The organism is Kitasatospora sp. NPDC041917, from assembly GCF_055589745.1.
This window is the reverse complement of the sequence record NZ_JBVJBI010000073.1, coordinates 1-22,343: the sequence shown is the minus strand read 5'-3', so window position 1 is coordinate 22,343 and position 22,343 is coordinate 1. Positions and strand designations below refer to the sequence as shown.

General features: G+C 73.3%; 13 protein-coding genes. 8 read left to right on the top strand and 5 right to left on the bottom strand.

Annotated elements, in window-relative coordinates; genetic code table 11:
- The 6 genes from ACZ6EM_RS39465 to ACZ6EM_RS39440 form a co-directional block, all read left to right on the top strand.
- A partial coding sequence (locus tag ACZ6EM_RS39465; RefSeq protein WP_465774592.1) for a type I polyketide synthase occupies nucleotides 1-3,096 on the top strand: 3,096 nt, incomplete at its 5' end.
- Between the two features lie 31 nt (nucleotides 3,097-3,127).
- Nucleotides 3,128-9,445 carry a type I polyketide synthase gene (locus ACZ6EM_RS39460; protein ID WP_465774591.1) on the top strand — a complete coding sequence of 2,106 codons (6,318 nt, stop codon included), beginning with the start codon at nucleotides 3,128-3,130 and terminating at the stop codon, nucleotides 9,443-9,445.
- Nucleotides 9,446-9,462: 17 nt separating this feature from the next.
- Nucleotides 9,463-10,332 (top strand): 3-hydroxyacyl-CoA dehydrogenase family protein, encoded by an 870-nt coding sequence (locus tag ACZ6EM_RS39455; RefSeq protein WP_401049833.1) that lies wholly within the window; start codon nucleotides 9,463-9,465, stop codon nucleotides 10,330-10,332.
- A gap of 22 nt (nucleotides 10,333-10,354) precedes the next feature.
- The gene (locus ACZ6EM_RS39450) at nucleotides 10,355-10,636 is read left to right on the top strand and encodes an acyl carrier protein (RefSeq protein ID WP_401049832.1); all 282 of its coding nucleotides are present in this window, start codon (nucleotides 10,355-10,357) and stop codon (nucleotides 10,634-10,636) included.
- On the top strand, nucleotides 10,629-11,744 hold the full coding sequence (locus ACZ6EM_RS39445; protein WP_452177835.1) for an acyl-CoA dehydrogenase family protein: 1,116 nt from the start codon (nucleotides 10,629-10,631) through the stop codon (nucleotides 11,742-11,744). Before ACZ6EM_RS39450 ends, ACZ6EM_RS39445 begins: the two co-directional genes overlap by 8 nt.
- 35 nt (nucleotides 11,745-11,779) lie before the next feature.
- Nucleotides 11,780-12,880: an HAD-IIIC family phosphatase gene (locus ACZ6EM_RS39440; RefSeq protein WP_465774590.1), complete on the top strand. Its 1,101-nt coding sequence runs from the start codon at nucleotides 11,780-11,782 to the stop codon at nucleotides 12,878-12,880.
- A 42-nt stretch (nucleotides 12,881-12,922) separates the two neighbouring features.
- Here ACZ6EM_RS39440 and ACZ6EM_RS39435 read toward each other — a convergent pair whose 3' ends face one another.
- On the bottom strand, nucleotides 12,923-13,585 hold the full coding sequence (locus ACZ6EM_RS39435) for a class I SAM-dependent methyltransferase (RefSeq protein ID WP_401049827.1): 663 nt from the start codon (nucleotides 13,583-13,585) through the stop codon (nucleotides 12,923-12,925).
- A gap of 131 nt (nucleotides 13,586-13,716) precedes the next feature.
- On the bottom strand, nucleotides 13,717-15,543 hold the full coding sequence (locus ACZ6EM_RS39430) for an AfsR/SARP family transcriptional regulator (protein ID WP_452191480.1): 1,827 nt from the start codon (nucleotides 15,541-15,543) through the stop codon (nucleotides 13,717-13,719).
- A 722-nt stretch (nucleotides 15,544-16,265) separates the two neighbouring features.
- Here ACZ6EM_RS39430 and ACZ6EM_RS39425 point away from each other — a divergent pair.
- Together ACZ6EM_RS39425 and ACZ6EM_RS39420 are read left to right on the top strand one after the other, a co-directional pair.
- On the top strand, nucleotides 16,266-17,027 hold the full coding sequence (locus ACZ6EM_RS39425) for a thioesterase II family protein (RefSeq protein WP_452177833.1): 762 nt from the start codon (nucleotides 16,266-16,268) through the stop codon (nucleotides 17,025-17,027).
- Nucleotides 17,028-17,188: 161 nt separating this feature from the next.
- Nucleotides 17,189-17,440: a helix-turn-helix domain-containing protein gene (locus tag ACZ6EM_RS39420; RefSeq protein ID WP_401049190.1), complete on the top strand. Its 252-nt coding sequence runs from the start codon at nucleotides 17,189-17,191 to the stop codon at nucleotides 17,438-17,440.
- 253 nt (nucleotides 17,441-17,693) lie between these two features.
- On the opposite strand, the gene ACZ6EM_RS39415 is transcribed toward ACZ6EM_RS39420, so the two are convergent.
- From ACZ6EM_RS39415 to ACZ6EM_RS39405, 3 genes are all read right to left on the bottom strand, one after another.
- Nucleotides 17,694-18,092 carry a VOC family protein gene (locus ACZ6EM_RS39415; RefSeq protein ID WP_465774589.1) on the bottom strand — a complete coding sequence of 133 codons (399 nt, stop codon included), beginning with the start codon at nucleotides 18,090-18,092 and terminating at the stop codon, nucleotides 17,694-17,696.
- A 95-nt stretch (nucleotides 18,093-18,187) separates the two neighbouring features.
- Entirely contained in the window at nucleotides 18,188-19,372 is a 1,185-nt protein-coding gene (locus ACZ6EM_RS39410) for a macrolide family glycosyltransferase (RefSeq protein WP_465774588.1), read from the bottom strand.
- Nucleotides 19,373-19,466: 94 nt separating this feature from the next.
- Nucleotides 19,467-20,759 (bottom strand): hypothetical protein, encoded by a 1,293-nt coding sequence (locus ACZ6EM_RS39405; RefSeq protein ID WP_465774587.1) that lies wholly within the window; start codon nucleotides 20,757-20,759, stop codon nucleotides 19,467-19,469.
- Between the last annotated feature and the right edge of the window lie 1,584 nt (nucleotides 20,760-22,343).

Genomic DNA, 22,343 nt, shown 5'->3' with positions numbered 1-22,343 from the left:
TGGTACCGCAACCTGCGGGAGACCGTCGAGTTCGAGCAGGCCACGGCGGCGCTGCTGGGGGAGGGCTTCCGGTTCTTCGTCGAGTCCAGCCCGCATGCGGTGCTGGGTGTGGCGGTGGGGGAGTCGGTGGAGGCCGCGGGTGTGGATGCCGTGGTGCTGGGGACGCTGCGTCGTGGGGAGGGTGGCCCGGCGCAGGTGTTGCGTGCGGTGGGTCGTGCGTGGGAGTGCGGGTTGGGGGCGGACTTCTCGGGGGCGTTCCCGGGGGCGCGGCGGGTGGACCTGCCGACGTACGCCTTCCAGCGCAGCCGCTACTGGCCCGAGCCGGCGCCCACCGCGGCGGCCGATGTGGGCGCGGCCGGGCTCGATCCGGCCGACCACCCCGTCCTCGGAGCGGCCATCGAACTGGCCGACACGGGTGAACTGCTGCTCACGGGCCGGATCTCGCTGCGTACCCACCCCTGGCTCGCCGACCATGCGGTGGCCGGCACGGTCCTGCTGCCCGGCGCGGCCTTCGCGGAACTCGCGGTACGCGCCGCGGACGAGGCCGGCTGCCACACGGTGGAGGAACTGACGCTCCAGTCACCGCTGTTGATACCCGCCGACACCGCCGTCCGCCTGCAGGTTCGGGTCGGCGCCACGGACGCGCACGGCAGCCGCTCACTGGACCTGTTCTCCTGCCGCGAGGACGCGGCGACCCCGCACTGGACCGCGCACGCGACCGGCAGGCTCACCGCCGACGCCACGACCCGCGAGCCGTCGTCCTCAGCCGTACCGGACGACGCCGGCTCCTGGCCCCCGCCCGGCGCCGTCCCGATCCCCGTCGACGACCTGTACGAGCGGTTCCGTGCCTCCGGTTACGGCTACGGACCCGCCTTCCGCGGGCTCACCGCTGCCTGGCGCCGGGGTGACGAGATCTTCACCGAGGTACGTCTGCCCGAGGACCAGCACCGGTCCGCCTCTGCCTTCGGCGTGCACCCCGCCCTCCTGGACGCCGCCCTCCAGGGGCTGTTCCTGCGGGCTCGGCCGGACACCGAACCGGGCGCGGACCGGCCGTCCGCCGGACTGCCGTTCTCCTGGAGCGGAGTCGGGCTGCACGCCTCCGGAGCCACCGCGCTCAGGGTACGGCTCGGCTTCCGGCCGGACGGATCGGTGTCGATCGACGCGACCGACTCGAACGGCCTCCCGGTCGCGTCGGTCGAGGCGCTCGCCGTCCGCCCGGTCGACCTCGACACCCTCCGCCCGGGCGGCGGCCCGGAATCCCTCTACCGGGTGCAGTGGTCGGCGGTGCCCGCCACCGCACCCGCCGACCCCCTCGGACACTGGGCTGTCCTCGGCGGCCGGGAACTCTTCCCGGACAGCCATCCGGACCTGGCCGCCCTCGGTGCCGCGCTGGACGGGGGAGCGCCGTCGCCCGCCGCCGTGCTGGCCTGGTGCGACCACACCCCGGACCTTTCGTCCCCGCCCGACGCCGCATCCGTGCACACCGCACTGGACGACGCCCTGCGGCTCGTCCAGGACTGGCTGGCCGACCCGCGGTGGGACGACGGCACCCGGCTCGTGCTCGTCACCCGGGGTGCGGTCTCCACGGCAGCCGGCGAGGAGGTCACCGACCTCACCGGCGCCGCGGTCCGCGGCCTCGTCCGCTCCGCCCAGTCCGAGCACCCGGACCGCTTCCTGCTGATCGACACCGACGACCCGGCCGCCGTGGCCGGCCTGCTGCCCCGGGCACTGGCCGGAACGGAACCCCAACTGGCGATACGCGGCGGAGAGCTCCTCGCCGCCCGCCTCACCAGGGCCACCGTCGCCACGGACCCGAACCCGGCCCCGGACACACCGTCCGGTATCGCCGCGGCCGGGGGAACCGTCCTCGTCACCGGGGCCGGCGGCGCGCTCGGCGGCCTGGTGGCACAGCACCTCGTGACCGCGCACGGCGTACAGAACCTGCTGCTCGTCGGCAGGCGCGGCACGGACGCCCCGGGCCTGGCCGACCTCGCCGCCGAACTGCGCGGCCTCGGCGCCCGGGTGGACGTGGAGGCCTGTGACGTCGCCGACCGGGACGCGCTCGCCGCGCTGCTCGCCGGCATCCCCGCCGACCGCCCGCTGAGCGCGGTCGTCCACGCGGCCGGCGTCCTGGACGACGGGACGATCGAGTCGCTGACCCCCGGGCGGATGCGCCACGTCCTGCGGCCCAAGGTCGACGCGGCCCTCAACCTGCACAACCTCACCCGTGACCTTGCGCTGTCGGCCTTCGTCCTGTTCTCCTCCGCGTCCGCCACGGTCGGCAACGCCGGGCAGGGCAACTACGCGGCCGCCAACGCCTTCCTCGACGCGCTCGCCCAGCACCGCCGTGCCCTGAAACTGCCCGCCCAGTCGCTCGCCTGGGGCCTGTGGGCGCGCCGCAGCACCATGACCGGCACGCTCACCGCCGCCGACCTGCGGCGGATGTCCCGGGGAGGCACCGCGGCCATCGGCAGCGAAGAGGGCCTGGCCCTGTTCGACGCGGCGCTCACCCTGGACGAACCGCTGCTCGTCCCGGTCAAGATCGACCTCGGCCGGCTCCGGACGGCAGCCCGGACCGGACCCGTCCCGGCCCTGCTCGCCGCCCTGGTCCCCGGCACCGCACGCCGCCCCGCCTCCGGGGCGGACGCCGCCGAAGCGGACTCGCTGCGCCGCCGGCTGACCGGCCTCACCCCGGAGGAACGCGTCGCCACCCTGCTCGACCTGGTACGGAGCCGGGTCGCCGACATCCTCGGCCACGGCGGACCCGAGGCCGTCGACCCGGACCAGGCGTTCAAGGACCTCGGCTTCGACTCGCTTACCGCAGTCGAACTCCGCAACCGGCTCGGCGCCGCCACCGGCCGCCGGCTGCCCGCCACCCTGGTCTTCGACCACCCCACCCCGGCCGCCGTCGCCGCCCACCTCACCGGGCGCCTGGTACCCGACGGGCCGGGCGACCCCGCCGGCACCGGGAAGGCCGCCGGGGCGCACCTCGCCGACCGGCCGGAGACACCGGAGACGCCGGCTCCCGCCGCCGACATCAACGCCATGGCCGTCGACGACCTCGTCCGGATGGCCCTGGGCGGCGAACGTGACTGACCGACAGCCGCAGAAGGAGAAGCCCAACCCCATGCCCACCGACACGGACCAGGTGGTGGCCGCCCTGCGCGCCTCGCTGGTGGACAACCAGCGCCTGCGGCAGGAGAACCGACGGCTCCGCGACGACTCCGCCGAGCCCATCGCCATCGTGGCGATGAGCTGCCGCTACCCCGGCGGCGTACGCACCCCGGAAGACCTGTGGGAGCTGTTGGTCAAGGAACGCGACGCGGTCTCGCCGTTCCCCACCGACCGCGGCTGGGACGTCGAGGGCGGCTTCGACGCCGACCCCGACGCCCCCGGCACCTTCTACGTCCGGGAAGGCGGCTTCCTCCACGACGCGACCGGCTTCGACCCCGGCTTCTTCGGTATCTCGCCGCGCGAGGCCCTGGCCATGGACCCGCAGCAGCGGCTGCTGCTGGAAGCGTCCTGGGAAGCGGTGGAACGCGCGGGCATCGACCCGACGACCCTGCGCGGCAGCCGCACCGGTGTCTACACCGGAGTGATCTACAGCGAATACGGGTCCCGGCTCGGCCGGGTGCCCGACGAAGTGGAAGGCTTCCTCGGCACCGGCACCATCCCCAGCGTCGCCTCGGGCCGGATCGCCTACACCCTGGGCCTGGAAGGCCCGGCGGTCACCCTGGACACCGCCTGCTCGTCCTCCCTGGTCGCCGTCCACCTCGCCTGCCAGGGGCTGCGCTCCGGCGACACCACCCTCGCCCTGGCCGGTGGGGTGACTGTGATGTCCACCCCCGGCCTGTACGTCGGATTCAGCCGCCAGCGCGGCCTGGCACCCGACGGACGCAGCAAGTCCTTCTCGTCCGCGGCGGACGGAGCCGGGTTCGGGGAGGGCCTGGGCCTGCTCCTGCTGGAACGGCTCTCGGACGCCCGGCGCGCGGGGCACCCCGTCCTGGCCGTCATCCGCGGCTCGGCCGTCAACCAGGACGGCGCCAGCAACGGGCTGACCGCCCCGAACGGGCCCGCGCAGCAGCGCGTCATCAACGGGGCGCTCGCCCGTGCCGGACTCGACCCGTCCGAGGTCGACATGGTGGAGGCGCACGGCACCGGCACTGTCCTCGGCGACCCCATCGAGGCGCAGGCGCTCATGGCCACGTACGGGCAGGACCGGCCCGCCGGGCGGCCGTTGCGGCTGGGCTCGCTGAAGTCCAACCTGTCCCACACCCAGGCCGCCGCGGGAGTCGGCGGGGTGATCAAGTCGGTGCTCGCGATGCGGCACGGCGTGATGCCGCGCACCCTGCACGTCGACTGTCCCTCGCCCCAGATCGACTGGACCGAGGGAGCCGTCTCCCTGCTCACCGAGGCCGCCCCCTGGCCGGAGACGGGACGTCCGCGCCGGGCCGGGGTGTCCTCCTTCGGCGCCAGCGGCACCAACGCCCACGTCATCCTCGAACAGGCCCCGGCCGACCCGGCAGCTCCCGACGGGCCCGCCACGCCGGAACCCGTGCCCGCCGCCGTCCCCTGGGTCCTGTCGGCGCGTACTCCGGACGCGCTGCGCGCCCAGGCGACGGCGCTGTACGAGCGGGTGGTGGCGGAACCGGGCCTGAGCGCGACGGATGTCGGCCATTCGCTGGCGGCGGGGCGTTCGCGGTTCGCGGAGCGCGCGGTGGTGGTGGGGGCGGGCCGGGGCGAGCTGCTGGCCGGTGTCGCCGCCCTGTCGCGGGGCGTGCGTGCGGCGGGCGTGACGGTCGGCAGCGGGCTGCCCCCGGGCCGTTCGGTGTTGGTGTTCCCGGGCCAGGGTTCGCAGTGGGTGGGGATGGCCGTAGAGCTGCTGGCCGAATCGGAGGTGTTCGCGGGGCGGATGGCCGAGTGCGAGCGTGCGCTGGCGCCTTACGTCGACTGGTCGTTGGCGGAGGCGCTGGGCTCGGAGCGGTTGCTCGCCCGGGTCGATGTGGTGCAGCCGGTGCTGTGGTCGGTGATGGTGTCGCTGGCGGAGGTGTGGCGTGCGTTCGGCGTCGTTCCGGACGCGGTGGTGGGCCACTCGCAGGGCGAGATCGCCGCCGCGGTGGTGGCGGGTGGCCTGAGCATCGACGACGGGGCGCGGGTGGTGGCGCTGCGTTCCCGTGCGGTGGGGGCGTTGGCGGGCCGTGGCGGGATGGCGTCGGTTCCCCTGCCGGTGGACGTGGCACGGGAGCGCATCGCCCCGTGGGCGGGCCGGCTCTCGGTGGCGGCGGTGAACGGCCCGTCGTCGGTGGCGGTGTCGGGCGACGCCGACGCGGTCACGGCCCTGGTGGAGGAACTCCTGGAGGAAGGGGTGTGGGCGACTCGCATCGAAACCGACTTCGCGTCGCACTCCTCGCACGTGGAGCAGATCCGCGAGCGCCTGCTCTCCGACCTGGACGGGATCACCCCCCTCGCGGGTGCGGTGCCGTACTACTCCAGCGTGACCGGCGGTCTCCTGGACACGAAGTCCCTGGGCGCCGCGTACTGGTACCGCAACCTCCGGCAGACCGTCGAGTTCGAGCGGGCGACCCGCTCGCTCCTCGCGGCCGGGCACCGCGTCTTCATCGAGTCCGGCCCCCAGCCCGCCCTGATGTACGCGATCGAGGACACGGCCGCCGACGCGGGCGCCCCGGAGACGCTGGTGCTCGACACCCTGCGGCGCGGGGCCGGAGGGCTCCGCCGACTCCAGCTCGCGCTCGCCGAGGCACACGTCCGGGGCCTGCGCGTCGCCTGGGAGCGACTGTTCGCGGGAACCGGTGCCCGGCGGGTGGACCTGCCCACCTACGCCTTCCAACGACGCCGCTACTGGCTGGACGCCCTGCCGGCCGACCGGGACCAGGCGGCCACCGGCCAGTCCGCCGCGGACCACCCGCTGCTCGGTGCCGCGGTCGAACTGCCCGACGACGCGGGCACCCTCTTCACCGGCCGGCTCTCCTCGGCCACCCACCCCTGGCTCGCCGACCACGCCGTGGCCGGAGCCGTGATCCTGCCCGGCGCGGCCCTCGTGGAGCTGGCCGCGCACGTGGGCCGCCGCCTCGGCTGCGCCCTCGTGGAGGAGCTGACCCTCGCCGCCCCGCTGCTGCTGCCCGACGATCAGGCCGTGCAACTGCGCGTACGGGTGGGCGCCGAAGACGGCACGGGACGGCGCCCGGTGGAGTTCCACTCCCGGCCCGAGGCCGCCCCCGGCTCCGCCGACCGGCCCTGGACCCGGCACGCGACCGGCGCGGTCGGCCCCCGGGACCCCTCGGCCGACCGGGACGGCACGACCGAACCGGCCGGCACGTGGCCCCCGCCCGACGCGGTCCCCCTCGACGTGGACGAACTGTACGGGCTGCTCGAAACCCGGGGCGTCGCCTACGGCCCGGCGTTCCGGGGCCTGCGCGCCGCATGGCGCACCGCAGACGCGATCCACGCCGAAGTGGCCCTGCCCGACGGCCTCCCCGCCGGCGGAGCGGGCGGCTTCGGCGTGCACCCGGCCCTCCTGGACGCGGCCCTCCAGACGACCGGTCTGCGCGAAGGCGCCGCGACTGCGGAGCCCGCCGACGGCGTCCCCCTGCCGTTCTCCTGGCAGCGCGTCGCGATCGAAACCTCCGACGCGCCGGTCCTGCGCGTCCGGCTGCGCCCCGACGGCCCGGACGCCGTCACCGCGCGGATCACCGATCCCTCGGGGCGCACGGTGGCGACGGTCGGCTCGCTCACCCTGCGCACGGCGTCCACCGCCGCACTGCGGTCGTCCTCCGGCTCCGTCTTCCACGTCGGCTGGACGCCGGTCACCGCCGGGCCCGGCCCGCGCCCGGTCACCCGCTGGGGCCTCCTCGGCCCGCAGGACGAGCGGCTGCTGCCGGCCGCCTTCCCCACCGAACCCCCGTCCGCGACACCCGACGCGGTGCTGCTGACCTGCCCCCCGTCCACCGACACCGTGACCGCGGACGCCCCCGCCCGGGACGCGGACCCCGCGGCGGTGCACGCGGTCGCGTCCGGGGTCCTGGACCGCCTCCAGGCCCACCTGGCCGACGACACCACCGCCCGTACGCCCCTGGTGGTGCTCACCCGGGGCGCGACCGGCCCGACCGGCGCGCAGCCGCAGCCGGCGGACCCCGGTGCGGCGGCCGTCTGGGGCATGCTCCGAGCCGCTCAGCTCGAACACCCCGACCGGTTCGTGCTGCTGGACACCGAAGGGCCGGACCCGGACGGTCTCGGTGACGCGCTCGCCGAGCTCCTCGCCACGGGCGAACCACAGGCGGCCCTGCGCGGTGGCGTCCTGTACGCGCCCCGACTGATACGGCCGCCGGTCACCACCGCCACGGCCACCGCCACGGCCACGGCCACCGCCACCCGGCAGGCCGGCCCGTTCGGGCCGTCCGAAGGGACGGTACTGGTGAGCGGGGGCGGTGCTCTCGCGGCCGTCCTGGCGCGCCATCTGGTCGCCGCGCACGGGGTACGCCACCTCCTCGTGCTGAGTCGCCGCGGCGCCGACGCCCCCGGTATGCCGGAGCTGACGGCGGAGCTGGCCGAGGCCGGAGCCGAACTGGCCGCCGTCAGCTGTGATGTGTCCGACCGTCAGGCACTGGCCGCCGCCCTGGCGGCCATCCCCGAACGCCATCCGCTGTGCGCCGTGGTCCACACCGCCGGAGTGCTCGACGACGGTCTGCTGGACGGGCTGACGGGGGAGCGGATGACCGCCGTCCTGCGGCCCAAGTTCGACGCCGCCCGGCACCTCGACCAGCTGACGCGCGGAGCGGACCTGTCCGCGTTCGTCGTCTTCTCCTCCGCCGCGGGCGTGCTGGGCAGCCCCGGCCAGGCGTCCTACTCGGCCGCCAACGCCGCGCTCGACGCCCTCATCGCGGAACGCCGACGGCTCGGGCTCCCCGGCCTGTCCCTGGCCTGGGGCCCCTGGGAGCGGGTGAGCGGGATGACGGCCGAGCTCGGCGGCGCCGAACGGCGGCGCATCGACCGGCGCGGCGCCCGCGGCCTCTCCGACGAGGAGGCCATGGCCCTGCTGGACACGGTGTGCGCCGCGGAAGCCGCCCCGCCGGGAGACGGGAGCCCCGTCGTCCTGGCCCACCTCGACCTCACCGTGTACGGCGACGGCCCGGTGCACCCGATGCTGCGCTCCCTGGTCCGGCGCAGCCCGACCGCGACGACCGGAGCGAAGGGGACGCCGACCGCCGCCGCGGCGCTGCGGCAACGGCTCGACGCCGCCGCCGACGTACAGGAACGCGGGCTGGTCCTGCTTGACATCGTCCTCGCCCAGGCCGCCGAAGTCCTCGGCCACACCGACTCCGGGGCGCTGTCCGCGACGGTGCCCTTCCTCTCCGTCGGATTCGACTCGTTGACCGCGGTCGAGCTCCGCAACCGGCTGGCCGCCGCCACCGGACTGCGGTTGCGGCCCTCCGCCGTCTTCGACAGCGGCACCCCCGCCGCGCTCGCGGCGCGCCTCGCCGCCGAGGCTCCGAGGGACAACACCCCTCGGCCCGAAGCGGCACCCGCAACCGGAACCGCCGCAACCGGAACCGTCGCAACCGGAACCGACACCGCCGACACCGACCCGGTGAGCGTGCTGTTCCGCCGGGCCTGCGCACTCGGCCGGATCGACGAGGGCATCGCCCTGCTCAAGCACGCCTCCGCCCTGCGCCCGGCCTTCCCCAGCGGCAGCGACCTCGCGGCCGCCGGCACCGGCCCGCGGCTGCTGCGCCTGAACGAGCGCGCCGACGCCCCCGTACTCGTCTGCTTCGGCTCCATCGTCGCCCTCGGCGGTGCCCACCAGTACGCCCGCTTCGCGGCCCGCTTCCGGGACCGCTACGCCGTCGCCGCCCTGGACGCCCCCGGATTCACCCCCGAGGAGGAACTGCCCGCCGACATGTCGGCCCTGCTGGACTTCCAGGCGACGACACTGCTCCGGGAACTGCCCGGACGGACGCTCGTCCTGGCCGGCTCCTCCTCCGGCGGCACGCTCGCCCACGGAGTGGCCGCCGCGCTGGAGCAGCGCGGCGAGGGCCCGGCGGCCGTGGTGCTGCTGGACACCTACCTCTCCGACAACGAAGGCATCACCCAGTTCAACGACGTCCTGCTGGGCGGCATGTTCGACCGCGAGGACCGGGCGGCCCCGATGGACGGGACCAGGCTGACCGCGATGGGCGGCTACTTCCGTCTGCTCGACGACTGGAACCCCCCGGCGGTCCGCGCCCCGCTGCTGCTGGTCCGCGCCTCCACCCCGCTCGGCCGCCCGTCCGCCGAAGCCGGTGACTGGCGCTCGTCCTGGGCCGGTGCCGACACCGTCGTCGACGTTCCCGGAGACCACTTCTCGATCATGGAACGGCATGTCGCGACCACCGGCGACGCCGTCGCCGACTGGCTCGGCACCACCCTCCGCACCCCCGAAGACCTGTGAAACCGAAGGAGAGCCCGTTGACCACAGCCCCGTACGACGATTCCCCCCCGCGACACGCCCTCACCGTGCTGGGAGCCGGGGTGATGGGCGTCGGCATCACTGTCCTCGCCCTCGGACACGGCCTGCCGGTCCACCTGGTCGACATCGACCGGGAACAGCTCGACCGGGCCACGGACCTGATCGACCGCGACCTCCGGCTGGCCGAGCTGATGGGCGCCCTGCCCGCCGGGACGCCCCTCGGCGCCCTGGCCACCGGTACCTCGCTCAAAGCCGCCGCCGGAGCCACCGCCGTCGTCGAGGCGGTCACCGAGAACGCCGCGATCAAGGCCGCCGTCCTGTCCGAGGTCTCCGGACTGGTCCGGCCCGGAACCCTGCTGATCACCAACACCTCCTCGATCCCCGTCGACGAACTGGCCGGGGCCGTGGATCGGCCGGAGGATCTGGTCGGCACCCACTTCATGAACCCGCCCTACCTGATCGGCACCGCCGAAGTGGTCCGCGGCGACAAGACCGGGGACCCGGCGATGGCCGCCGTGGCGGCCCTGCTCACGGCGCTGCGGCGGCGGGCGGTGGTCGTCCGGGACGCACCCGGCTTCGTGACCAGCCGCATCCTGCACCCGATGATCAACGACGCGGCCCGGGTCGTGGAGGAGGGCACGGCGACCGCGGAGGACGTCGACGCCCTGATGCAGGGCTGCCTGGGACACCCCACCGGCCCGCTGCGCACCGCGGACCTGATCGGCATCGACAACCTCGTCGACTCCCTCACCGTGCTCCACGAACGCACCGGCGACGACGGCTGCCGCCCCGCCGAACCGCTGCTCCGGCTGGTCCGCGAGGGCAGGCTGGGCCGCAAGTCCGGGCGCGGCTTCTACGACTACACCTGATCACCCCGACAAGGAGACGGCCATGACCACAGCGAACACGCCCGACACCCACGACCTGGAGAAGGAACTGCTGGGATTCCTGGAGGGACACACCGGAACCGCCTGGGACGCCGACACCGACCTGTTCGGCGCCGGCGGCCTGTCGTCCCTGTTCGCCATGCAGTTGGTGGTGTACCTGGAGAAGACCTACGCCATCGCCGTCCGCGGCGCGGACCTGCGGCTGGACAACTTCCGCACCGTACGGCGGATGGCGGAGCTGGTGGACCGGCTCCGGGTGCCCGCCGCCGGGGGACGGCATGAGTGAGGACCTGAACAGCGCCACGACCTCCGTCACCCTGCGGGTCGGCGACCGGGCGGGGGAGTGGGACCGGACCGGCCTCATCCCGCTGGACCTGCTCCGCGAACTGGGCGCCGAGGGCCGACTGTGCGCCGAAGTCCCGGAGCAGTACGGCGGCTGGGGGCTCAGCAGCATGCGCAGCGGCGCGTACACCGCCCACGTGGGCGGCCTCTGCAGCTCGCTGCGCAGCGTGATGACCTCCCAGGGCATGGCGGCATGGACCATCCAGCGCCTCGGCACCGCCGAGCAGTCGGCCGCCCACCTCCCCCGGCTGACCGGCGGCGGACTGGCGGCGGTCGGCTTCAGCGAGCCCGGCGCCGGCAGTGACCTCGCGGCGATGACGACGACCGTCCGCCGCGACGGCGACGCGGTCGTCGTCGACGGACACAAGAAGTGGGTGACCGCCGCCCACTACGCCGACCTGCTGGTCGTCGTCGGCCGCTACGAGGACGGCGCGGCGGCCGTCGTGGTGCCCGCCGACACGCCCGGCGTCCGGATCGAGCGGATCGCCGACCCGCTCGGCTGCCGCGCGGCCGGACACGCGGACGTACACCTCGACGGGGTGCGGCTGCCGGTCGACAGCGTCCTGGGCGGTCACGGACTGCCGCCCGCCCTGCTGGTGACGACCGCGCTGGCCTACGGGCGGATGTCCGTCGCCTGGGGGTGCGTGGGCATCCTGCGGGCCTGTCTGGCGGCGGCCACCGCGCACGCCTCAGGGCGGGAGCAGTTCGGCAGGCCGCTCGCAGAGCACCAGCTCGTCGCCGGGCACCTCGCCGACCTCTACACGGCCGAGCAGGTGGCCTCGCGGGTCTGCGAGCACGCCAGCCGCTGCTGGGACGAAGGGTCGCCGGACCAGGTGGCGGCGACCGTACTGGCCAAGCACGTCAGCGCGACGCAGGCCGCTCGGGGCGCGGCGACGGCCGTCCAGGTACTGGCCTCGGCCGGGTCCCGGGACGGGCACGCGGTGGCCCGGGCGTACCGGGACGCCAAGTTGATGGAGATCATCGAGGGCAGCAACGAGCTGTGCCGGCTGATGCTGGCACAGCACGCCCTCTCCGCTCCGGGGGCACGGTGAGCGGGCCCACGGTCGACGAGACGAGGAAGGACAGCATGGTCGAGATCGTCAAGTGCCTGGTCTGGGACCTGGACGACACCCTCTGGCAGGGCACCCTGCTGGAGGACGGCGAGGTGCACCTGCCGGACGAGGTGCGCAAGGTGGTGATCGAGATCGACTCCCGCGGCATCCTCCAGTCCGTCGCCAGCCGTAACGACCACGAGCACGCCTGGGCCCGGCTGGAGGCGTTCGGCGTGGCCGAGTACTTCGTCCTGCCGGAGATCGGGTGGGGCCCCAAGTCCGAGTCGGTGCGCCGGATCGCCGACCGGCTGAACTTCGCGCTCACGACCATCGCCTTCGTCGACGACCGGCCCGCCGAACGCGCCGAAGTGGCCTTCCACCTGCCCGACGTACGGTGCTACCCGGCCGAGCAGGTCCTCGCACTCCCCGAACTCGCCGAGTTCACCCCTGCGGCCAGCACCGTCGACTCCCGGCGCCGCCGCCAGATGTACCAGGCGGGCTTCCGCCGCGAGGCCGAGCGGGCGGCCGCCCCCGGCCCCGACGAGGAGTTCCTGCGCTCCCTGGACCTGCGGATGCGCATCGGCCGGGCCACCGGCGAGGAGCTGTCCCGGGTCGAGGAACTCACCCTGCGCACCAGCCAGATGAACGCGACCGGGGTCCACTACCCGGACGCGGTGCTGCGCGGCCTGATCACCGACCCCCGGCACGAGGTCCTGGTGGTCACCCTCACCGACCGGTTCGGCCCGCACGGCGCGGTCGGCGTCCTGCTGCTCGAACGGCACCCGGGCCTGTGGCACCTCAAGCTGCTCGCCACCTCCTGCCGGGTCGTCGCCTACGGCGCCGGCGCGACCCTGCTGAACTGGCTGGCCGACGCCGCCGCCCGGTCCGGAGCCCACCTGGTCGCGGACTTCCGGGCGACCGAACGCAACCGGATGATGGAGATCGCCTACCGGTTCGCGGGCTTCGAGGGCTTGGACGAAGCCCCGTGCCCGTGTGCCGCCGCCCTCGCGCCGGCTCCGGAGGACACCGGACTCCAGCGCCTCCACCTGGTCCCCGGCCCGCGCGTGGTGTCCACCGTCATCAGCGTGGACGCACCCGACCTGAACGTGCCGGAAGGGAGCCCGGGAGCGTCGTGACCGCGGCGGCGGCCGGCGCTCCCGGGCTCCGGCCCGCCGCCCTCAGCGCTTGCGGACGAGTGTGATCCCGTCGGCCATCACCAGCAGCGACAGCTCCACCCGAGGGTCCTCGTGCAGCAGCCGGTTCAAAGCCCGGACCCCGGCGGTCTCCGGGTCCACGGCGGCCGGATCGGCGACCCGGCCGAAGAAGAGGGTGTTGTCGACCACGATCAGACCGCCGGTGCGCAGCAGCGCCAGCGAACTCTCGTAGTAGCGGACGTAGTTGCTCTTGTCCGCGTCGATGAACACCAGGTCGAAGCTCTCCGGCCCGCGCTCCGCCAGCAGCGCGTCCAGGGTCGCGGTGGCATCGCCGATCCGCAGGTCGATCCGCGAGTCGACCCCGTCCCGCTTCCAGAAGTCGGCGCCGATGGCCGGCCACCGGTCGTCGATGTCGCAGGACACCAGCACCCCGTCGGCCGGGAGCGCGCGGGCCATGCACAGGGTGCTGTAGCCGGTGAAGGTGCCGATCTCCAGCACCGCCCGAGCCCCCGTCAACCCGACCAGCAGGGAGAGCAGTTGGCCCTCCTCCGCCATCACCTGCATGGCGGTCCCGCCGGGCAGGTCCGCGGTGGCCTCCCGCAGCTCCCTGAGGAGATCGTCGTCACGGAGGGAGACCTCCCGGACGTAGGCGAGCAGGTCGTGGGTGGCTTCTGTCTGGTGGGCCATGGCGCTGGGGTCCTCTCGAAGGAGATCGGATCGAAGGAGATCGGATCGAAGGAGATCGAGTCGAAGGAGATCGAGTCGAAAAGCATCGGGGGAAGGGGAACCGGGCCGCGGGGTGCCCGTCGCCGGGACGGTCACCCGGCGCGCATGTACGGGTGATCGTGCTGCCGTACGGCGACCGCCTGCGCCCGCTCGCGGGCGTACGCCCGCAACAGCGCGTCCAGCCGGTAGCGGCCCCCCGCCGGCTCACCCAGCAGATTCGCCTCGACCAGGGCGTCCAAGGCCTCCTCGGCCTGCGCCTCGGAGCAGCCGAACATCACCGCGACCCTACTGCTGGAGACCGAACGCGATCCGGCGGCTCCCAGCGCGGTGAACACCTCGGCCGGGTCGACCCCGGCCGGAGCCGTCCGCCGGAGCCCGGCGTGGTCGGCGTCGAGGCAGGGCCGGACACCGAGGTCGCCCGCGTACAGTTCGTCCAGCAGCCGCGGGGCGTCCGTGAGCCGCCGGGCGAAGTGCCCGATGGTCCAGTGCGGGCGCTCCAGCAGCCGGGTCCCCGCGATCCGGATCGCCAGCGGCAGGCCCGCGCAGACCGTCAGCACCGAACGGGCCGACCGCGGTTCGGCACCGACCCTGGCCGGGCCGACGATGCTGCCCAGCAGCTCCAGCGACCCGGCCTCGTCCAGCGGGCCGAGTACGAGCGGGGACGCCCCCTCCAGATCGGCCAGCCGCCGTCGGCTGGTCACCAGCAGCCTGCTGCCCCCACTACCCGGTATCAGCGGCCGCACCTGCGCGGCGCTGGAGGCGTTGTCGAGTACCACCAGCAGACGGCGGCCCGCGGTGAGCGAGCGGTAGAGGCTCTCCCGTTCCGACTCCTCCTCGGGTATCTCGTCCCGGGGCACACCGAGGTCCGCCAGGAACCGCGGCAGCACCGCCCGGGCGGTCAGCGGCTGTGCGGCTCCGCCGAGATCCGCGTAGAGCTGGCCGTGCACCGAGGAACCGCGCACGGCGTGCGCCGCTTGCAGGGCCAGCGCGCTCTTGCCGACACCGCCCCGGCCGGTCACCACCGCCGTCGCCACCATGCCCGCGGGCATCGTGCCGGTCGTGAGGAAGTGCTGCAACCGCGCCAGTGCACCGGAGCGGGCCGACAGTGGCAGCGGCACCGAGGGCAGCTGCGCCGGGCTCGGCCAGCAGGATCTTTCCCAGGAGGCGGCCGGCGCCGGCGCGACGGCCGCCTCCTGGGCCTTCGCGGTCTGCTCCAGCGGGTCGGGCGCGCGGGGCCGGTCGTGGGCCGAGAGGATGTGCCGGTGGACGTCGCGCAGATCGGTGCTCGGCTCGGCGCCGAGCTGCTCGACGAGCAGCGCCCGGGTGTGCTGGTAGAGGTCCAGGGCCTCCGACTGCCGTCCCGAGCGGCCCAGCGCCAGCATCAGCTTGCCCACCAGGGCCTCGCGCAAGGGGTGCCTGCGCACCAGCCGTACCAGCTCCGGCACGACCTCGGCGTGCCGCAGCAGCGCCAGCTCCGCGTCGAACCGCATCTCCATGGTCTGCAGGCGAAGCTCCTGGAGGTAGCGGCCCTCCACATCGCGCAGCGTCTGCGACGGGATGTCCGCCAGCGGCTCCTCGCGCCACAGGGCGAGCGCCTCGGCCAGCTCGGCGGAGGAACCTTCCAGGTCTCCGCGCTCGGCCAGCTCCGCCGCGCGCCGGCGATGGGCCGTGAACTGCCCGAGATCGCTCTCGTGCTCGCCGAGTTCGAGGAGGTAGCCGGGCGCCCGGGTGAGGATCCGGGCGGAGGCGTGCTCGCCCAGCGACTGCCGCAGGCGCATCACATAGGTGCGGACGGTCGCGGCGGCACTCGGCGGCGGGGCGCCGTCCCAGACGTACTCGGCGATCCGGTCGACCGAGATCACCCGGTTGGCGTTGAGGAGGAGGGCTGCCATGACCACGCGTTGCCTCGGCGCCGACACGTGCACCTCGCGCGCGTTCAACCGGACGGAAAGCGGGCCCAGCAACAGGAAGTTCAAGGGGGAGTCCTCTTCATCGCACGACCGGTGGGCAAGACTGCCTCCAGCGTCTTGGGTGACCATGAGCGGGTCAACGCGGTCCTGTCGTATCTAGAGGTATTCCTAGAGCACAGGTCTTGCGCGCATGCCGGGTTTACGCTGCGCGGCACCGTCACAGTGGTCAGGACCAGGCCGCCCACCACGGCCCACCGGCCGCAGGAGCTCGTCGCTGCACACCACGCCGGAACAGCCCCTCGACGATCGCCCTGTTCTCCGGGCGGGCGACATGGAGGTCGCTGACGGCGTACAACCGTGCCATGAGGTGCCCTCGCCCCCTCGCCCGGATCCGCGGTGCGCGGTCCGGCCGGACCGTTGCTGCCGAGTCGGAGCCAAGTAAATCCCACAGGGTTGCTCCGCACTGCAACGTTCTTACCAATCGCCGAAGAAACGGCCGGTTTTGAACCCGGACATGAGTGCCGGATGCGCTCCGATGCGTACTTGCTGACATTCCCGGAGGCATGGCAGGCTGTCATATGCGACGCCCGTGACCCGCCGGTCGTCGCCGATCGGGGATCCCCGTATTAGTGCGTACCGGCCGGCCCACCGGTGCGGCGGGTGTCCGACGTGATCACCACACCCCGCCCGCCGGCACCACGCGGATTTCGCGAAAGGAATGAAAGGCCGACATGACCTCCCTCTCTTTGGACAGCGACCTGTGGTGCCGTCGCTTCCATCCCTCGCCGACGGCCACGCGCCGACTGGTCTGCTTTCCGCACGCCGGCGGCTCGGCGAGTTTCTACTTCCCGGTATCCGCCGCACTGCGCGGTCCGGTGGACGTCCTGGCCGTGCAGTACCCCGGCAGGCAGGACCGCCGGGAGGAACCCGGTGTCCAGGACCTGCACCGGTTGGCCGACGAAGTGTCCGAAGCGCTGCGCCGCTGGGACGACCTCCCCCTGACCTTCTTCGGGCACAGCATGGGTGCGCTCGTCGCCTTCGAGGTGGCCCGGCGGATCGAGCGCACGGGCGGTCGGATCGACCACCTCTTCGTCTCCGGTCGGAAGGGGCCGTCCGCAGACCGGCCCGGGCCCTCCCGCCCACTCGACGACGCGGGCATCGTGGCCGAGGTCAGGGCCATGAGCGGCACCGACGCCCGGCTCCTGGAGGACGAGGAACTGCTGGGGATGGTGATGCCCGTGCTGCGCGGCGATCACCGGGCGCTGGGGGCCTACCGGACCGACCGTGACGCCGTGGTCACCTGCCCGGTCACCGCCGTGGTGGGGGACCAGGACGCCTGGACACCGGTCCCCGAGGCCGGGCACTGGCGCGACCGCACGACGGCCGCGTTCGACCTCAAGGTCTTCCCCGGCGGGCACTTCTACCTCAGCAGCCGGGCGGACGAGGTGACCGGCATGCTCCGCGACCACCTCGCCGGTACGCCGCGCGCCTGAGACCGTCGACAACAGGGAAGGGGGACCGAGGAGTGACACTGTCAGCGACCTCTGAGGAGATCGAGCCCACGCAGCGGCCGCCGCGGTCCGGGCCCGCCGGCGACGCCCGTCCGGCAGTCGGGGGCCCTGCCGGCGGCGCGGGCGTCCGTCGGCTGACCGCCGTGGACGCCCGCATCCTGGAAGGCGTCGCGGTCGGCACCCCGACCGTCCGGCTGGCGGCATCGCTCTATCTGAGCCCGCAGGGCATCGAGTACCGCATCGGGCTGATGATGCGCCGTTTCCAGGCTGCGAACCGGCCGGCTCTGGTCTCCCGGGCGCACTCCCTCGGTGTGCTGAGCGTCGGAGCATGGCCACCCCGCGTCCTCCCGGAATTCCTCGAGTCCCAGCAGAGCGCGGCGCGCACCGCTCCCTGATCTCCCCCGTGGGTTCCCTCCCGGAGGACGGGCCGAAAAATTCATTTTCCGAAATCGGAAAGTTCACTCCGCCGGTATGCTGTCGGATATGTTCCCAGACCCGGATATCGTATCGATATAGCGCCACGAGACGGGTTCCCGGGTGTCCGGTCTGACGCCGGATTCTGCGGCATTCTGCTGTCGGGCCCACTTCTGCTGCACTACGCTCGGGCCGTACTGGCACCCCTCCGTTCGCTCCGATTCACAGGAGCTGTCATGAGTTCGAGGTGCCTGTTCGGCGGCGTCGGGACCGAGCCGTGCCGACGGTCGTCCTGTGGATGTCGTGGCCGAGCAGGCCGTCGAGGCGGAAGTCGAACCTGCGGGTGCGGGTGGTGGCGAGGGTGAGTCGGCGGTCCACGGCGAGGGCCCAAGCGCGACCGTCACCTCCGACATCCACACCCCGCGGGCCGGGCGACCTGGCCGATCCCGTCCCCATGTGGGGCTGACCCCCAAGACCCCGCCGCTCGGGCGGCTGCGCGCCCTTGTAGTCCTCCCACGTGGCGAACCCCTCCGGTGGCGGCACGACATACCCGAACACCTCGCACCAGAAACGGGCGAGGCGCTCGGGTTCCGCACAGTCGAAGGTGACCTGGAATTGCTTGATCGATGACATCGGCCCACCATGGTGGCGCGCACCGCCCACCGGGACCCCTGGGCGGCCGCTGATCGTTCCGCTTCTCGTCGGGGACGCCGGGCCCGGTGGTGGGATCAGGCCGTGCGCTTCAGGTAGGCCTCGATCTCGTCGGCGGCGCGGGTGGCACCGCCCGCTTCCCGGGTGAGCCGCTGCGCCTCGGCGCCCCGCTCCTGCACGGCCGCGTCGGCGGCCACCTCGGTGATCGCGGCCCGCAGCAGGCTCACGTCGGCCTCCGCCGGCAGCAGTTCCCGGCCGAGGCCCAGCTCGGCCACCCGCGCGGTGTTGGCCGCGACGTCCGGCCAGGACGGCACTCCGAGTATCGGGCAGCCGGCGTCCAGGGACTCCAGCACGCCGCCCATGCCGCCGTGGGTGATCACCAGCCGGGCGTGCCGGAGCACCGCCAGGTGCGAGACCCAGCGGTGGACCTCGACGTTGTCCGGCAGCGGATCGAGGTCGGCCGGGTCCATCCCCTCGCCGACCGAGATGACGGCGTGCCAGGGCAGCTCGGCGAAGGCGTCCACGCACAGCCGGAAGAACTCCGGATGCTTGTTGTGCACGGTCCCCATCGAGACCAGCGCCACCGGCAGGCCGCTCGCCGGGGGCTGCCACTCCCCCAGGAAGGAGCGGTCCGTGAGGCACGGCCCGACGAAGGCGAAGCGCTCGTCGAAGCTTTCGCCGTGCGGCTGGAAGAACCGCGGCACGTGGACGAGGTTGAGGCTCTCGGTGCGCATCATGAACTCGTGCGCCGGCTCGTCGATGCCGTGCGAGGCCAGCAACTCGGCCATCCGGACGCCGAATTCGACCATCACCTCCTCGGTGAGCGGGACCGCGCCGTCCGCCTCCATCATCTGCTGCACGAAGGAGTAGGTGTCGTTGGAGGCGAAGAACGGCGTCGACTGGACGGCCGGGAGCCCCCAGGTGTGGGCCAGTATCCGGCCGGCCTGGAAGGCCACGGCGTCGTAGACCACCGCGTCGGGCCTGGCGTCGCCGAACCACTCCTGGACCGCGCGCAGGATGGCGATGTTCTCGTCCAGGAAGATCAGCGGGGTGCGCCCGTTCTCGGGACCGCCCACGCTGCCCAGCGGCTGGGTGGAGTCGTAGCGCAGGTGTTCGGCGCCGACCTCGGCCAGGGCCTGGGCGAAGTCGTCGACGGCCGCGTAGGTGACCCGGTGCCCGCGGCGTACCAGTTCACCGACGACCGCCAGAGTGGGGAAGACATGGCCGTGGGCCGGGATGTTGACCATCAGGATGTGGCTCACTGCTACTCCGTCGGTATCGGGAAGAGGAACGAGGGAAGAGGGAGGCACGAAGCGCGATTCGGGAAGGGAGAAGGGGCGAGGCAGGCCGCGCGGCTCAGCTGGGGTCCTGGCCCGGTCCGGCCTCGGGCTGCGGCTCGGACTGCTGCTCGGCGGCCCACTGGGCGCCCGCGATCTCCTCGGCGCTCAGCTGCCGGCGCGGGATCCAGGCGGGGACGGTGCCCTCCTCGTTGCGGCCTTTGTCGAGGATCGCCAGGTTGTGGTAGAAGTGCGCGCCTGCCAGCGTCCGGTCGGTCCCGCTCGGGCCGTGCGCGGTCGGCGGCTCGTGCTCCTCGTGGTTGAGGCCGTCGAGCAGCTGCTTGAGGAAGCCCATGCTGGTGGTCGGGTCGTCGAGCCGCTCCGAACTGCCGCCGTAGCCCGGCCAGTAGGAGGTCTGCAGGTCCTCGATCACGTAGAGCCCGCCCGGGACCACGTGCGGGAAGAGCGCGCCGAAGGCGGCGATGACGTCCGGGCAGTAGTGGCTGCCGTCGTCGATGACGATGTCGATCGGCCCGATCCGCTCGGCCAGCGCGGCGAGGAAGGCCGGGTCCGCCTGGTCGCCCTGGACGGTGTGGATCCGCTGCTCGCGCAGCGCCGTCTTGTCGTAGACGTCGACCCCGTAGACGAGGCCCCGCCGGAAGAAGCGCTTCCACATCCGCAGCGAGCCACCGCCCGCCGCCGGGTCGGCGTAGCCGCCGATCCCCAGCTCCAGAATGGTGAGCGGCCGGTCCCGCAGCGGGGCGAAGTGCCGGGCGTAGTGGTCGGTGTAGTAGTGCAGCCCCCACTTGTCCGAACCGTGGCGCAGCGACAACTCGGCCAGGTCGAGCGGCTGTTCCACCAAGCCGCGGAGCAGCTGCTGGACGACCGGGAAGGCCGCCAGTGCGGACATCAGCCGAGCCGGGTCCTCGATGCCGTGCCAGGTGATCCCGGGCGTGCGGTGGCCTGCGGTGTGCCGGGCGCCGAAGACGGCGCGGGCCAGGTCCAGCAGGTCCAGCTCGACGGTGGCGCTGGGCTCGTCGGCCGGCCCGGTGCGGTGCTCGGCCTTGGGGCCGGTCAGCAGGTGGTGCCGGAGCACCTGGCCGTCGAAGGCGAGCTCGAACTGCACCACCACCGCGGCGGCGGCGAGTTGCTCGCTCAGGTCGGCCCGGCTGACCAGTTCGTCCACCAGGTCGGTGGCCGTCTGCTCGGCGCCCGCCGACCTGATCACCGCCGCAAGCTGCTCCTCGGGCCCGTCCGCAGCCAGGATCAGGGCGCGGATCCGGCGCAGGTCGGTCTCATGCGGGTCCGAGTCGTGGTCCGACGGGCTGTTCACGTGCCGGCCGTTCTCGTGCTGTCCGGTGAGGGCGGTCATGCGTGAGCCTTTCCACGAGGGAGTCGAGAGGACGGGGAACGGATCGGGGCTTCTTCCAGGCCGGGGTGACGTCGTCGGTCATCGCCGGCGGCGGGATCTCCACCCGACCGGGAAAGAGAGCGTTGTCCACCACGATCGGACCGCCGGGCACCGAGTTCACGGCGGGACGCCGTTGCCACTCTCAGCTACTGGATCGACACGTCGTGAATCTAGGTGCGCATCCCTCCCGCCACAAGCACTACCTGGGGCCACGGGGCGCCGAGTGCGGGAAACGAGCCACAATCGGGGCACCGCTGTTCCGCATGTTTGAACCCGCCACCCCGGTGTCGTTCGTGGCAGCGGCGGAGTCGGTGATCGTCGGGCGACCGGGCCCCGGCCCCGGATCCACCGGCTCCCGCGGCCGGCCCCGGGCGGGACCGTCCCGCTCGGCCGGGTCGGCCCGCAAGGACACGAGGGGCAGTTCCACCCCATGACCAGTGACCGAGCCGCCCGGATCCGGCCCGGCTCCGAGGCCGGAGCGCCGCAGGTTCGGCTCCCGGGTCCGCACTGTGGATCGTGGCCGAGTACGACGCCGCCGGGAACGAGAAGGGCACGATCCCGCGGTGCGGCCTTCGCGTCACGTCCTCGCCCGCTCGGCGGAGTCCAGGATCACGCGAAGGCCGCAAGGTCGTCCCGGAGGATTCCCGGGCATCAGGCCGAGGTGGCCAGGTCGGCGAGCAGGTCCTGTTCCGCGGTGTCGTGGACGGACTCGTCGACCAGGCCGGCGGCGACGGAGCCTCCGCCCTGTCCCACGGTCATCAGCCGGCGATGGGCCTGCCCTCGACCGAACTGGATGCCCGGCACGGAGGACGACCGCAGACAGTTCCCACGTTCACCACGGAGCCGATCGACGGGTGAGGTGCCCAGCTCTACCCCGGCAGCATCGCCACACCTACGCCGCAGACCTTCGGCGTGGCCTCCCCACCGATGAGTAGAGTCGGCTTCGGAGTCGATCACCGACACGCGGCGATCGCGTACTGCGTCCGGCCCAGATCCGCCAGGTTGGAGCCGGTCTCGTCATTACGGGGCGTCAAACGCTGGTTCCTCGCGTACACCTTCCCGTCTCGCCAGCCGGACCCGAACCGTCTGGCAGTTTCGGTCCGTCCCGGCGTTGTCGGGGCTGCCTACCGCCCGCCTCGGCATCCCCCGAGACGAACTGCCCCCAGCTTCAACCAAGTTGCTACGACAACCGGCAGTGCAGGTCTCGCACCTCACTCGACTCCACAGCGCCTCGCGGTGCACCCACCCGCTACGAGAAGACCGCCACCGTCTTCCGGGCCGGACTCCACATCGCCGGCATCTTCATCTGGTCCGCCCGCTGATCCAAAAGATAGGACCTAAGCCTGTGCCGTTGCCTCGGGGCCGGCGGCAGGTGTCGGGGTGCGGCGGCGGAGGGTCGCGCCGTCGGGGTCGGCCGGTTCGAGTGCGATGGCGCGGCGGAGCTGTTCCAGGGTCTGTCCAGTGAACGGTGTAACTCGGTTGGGTTGAGTTAGCGGCGGCCGGCGGAGAGTCGGCCGTCGAAGGTGATCTCGAAGGCGTTCAGCG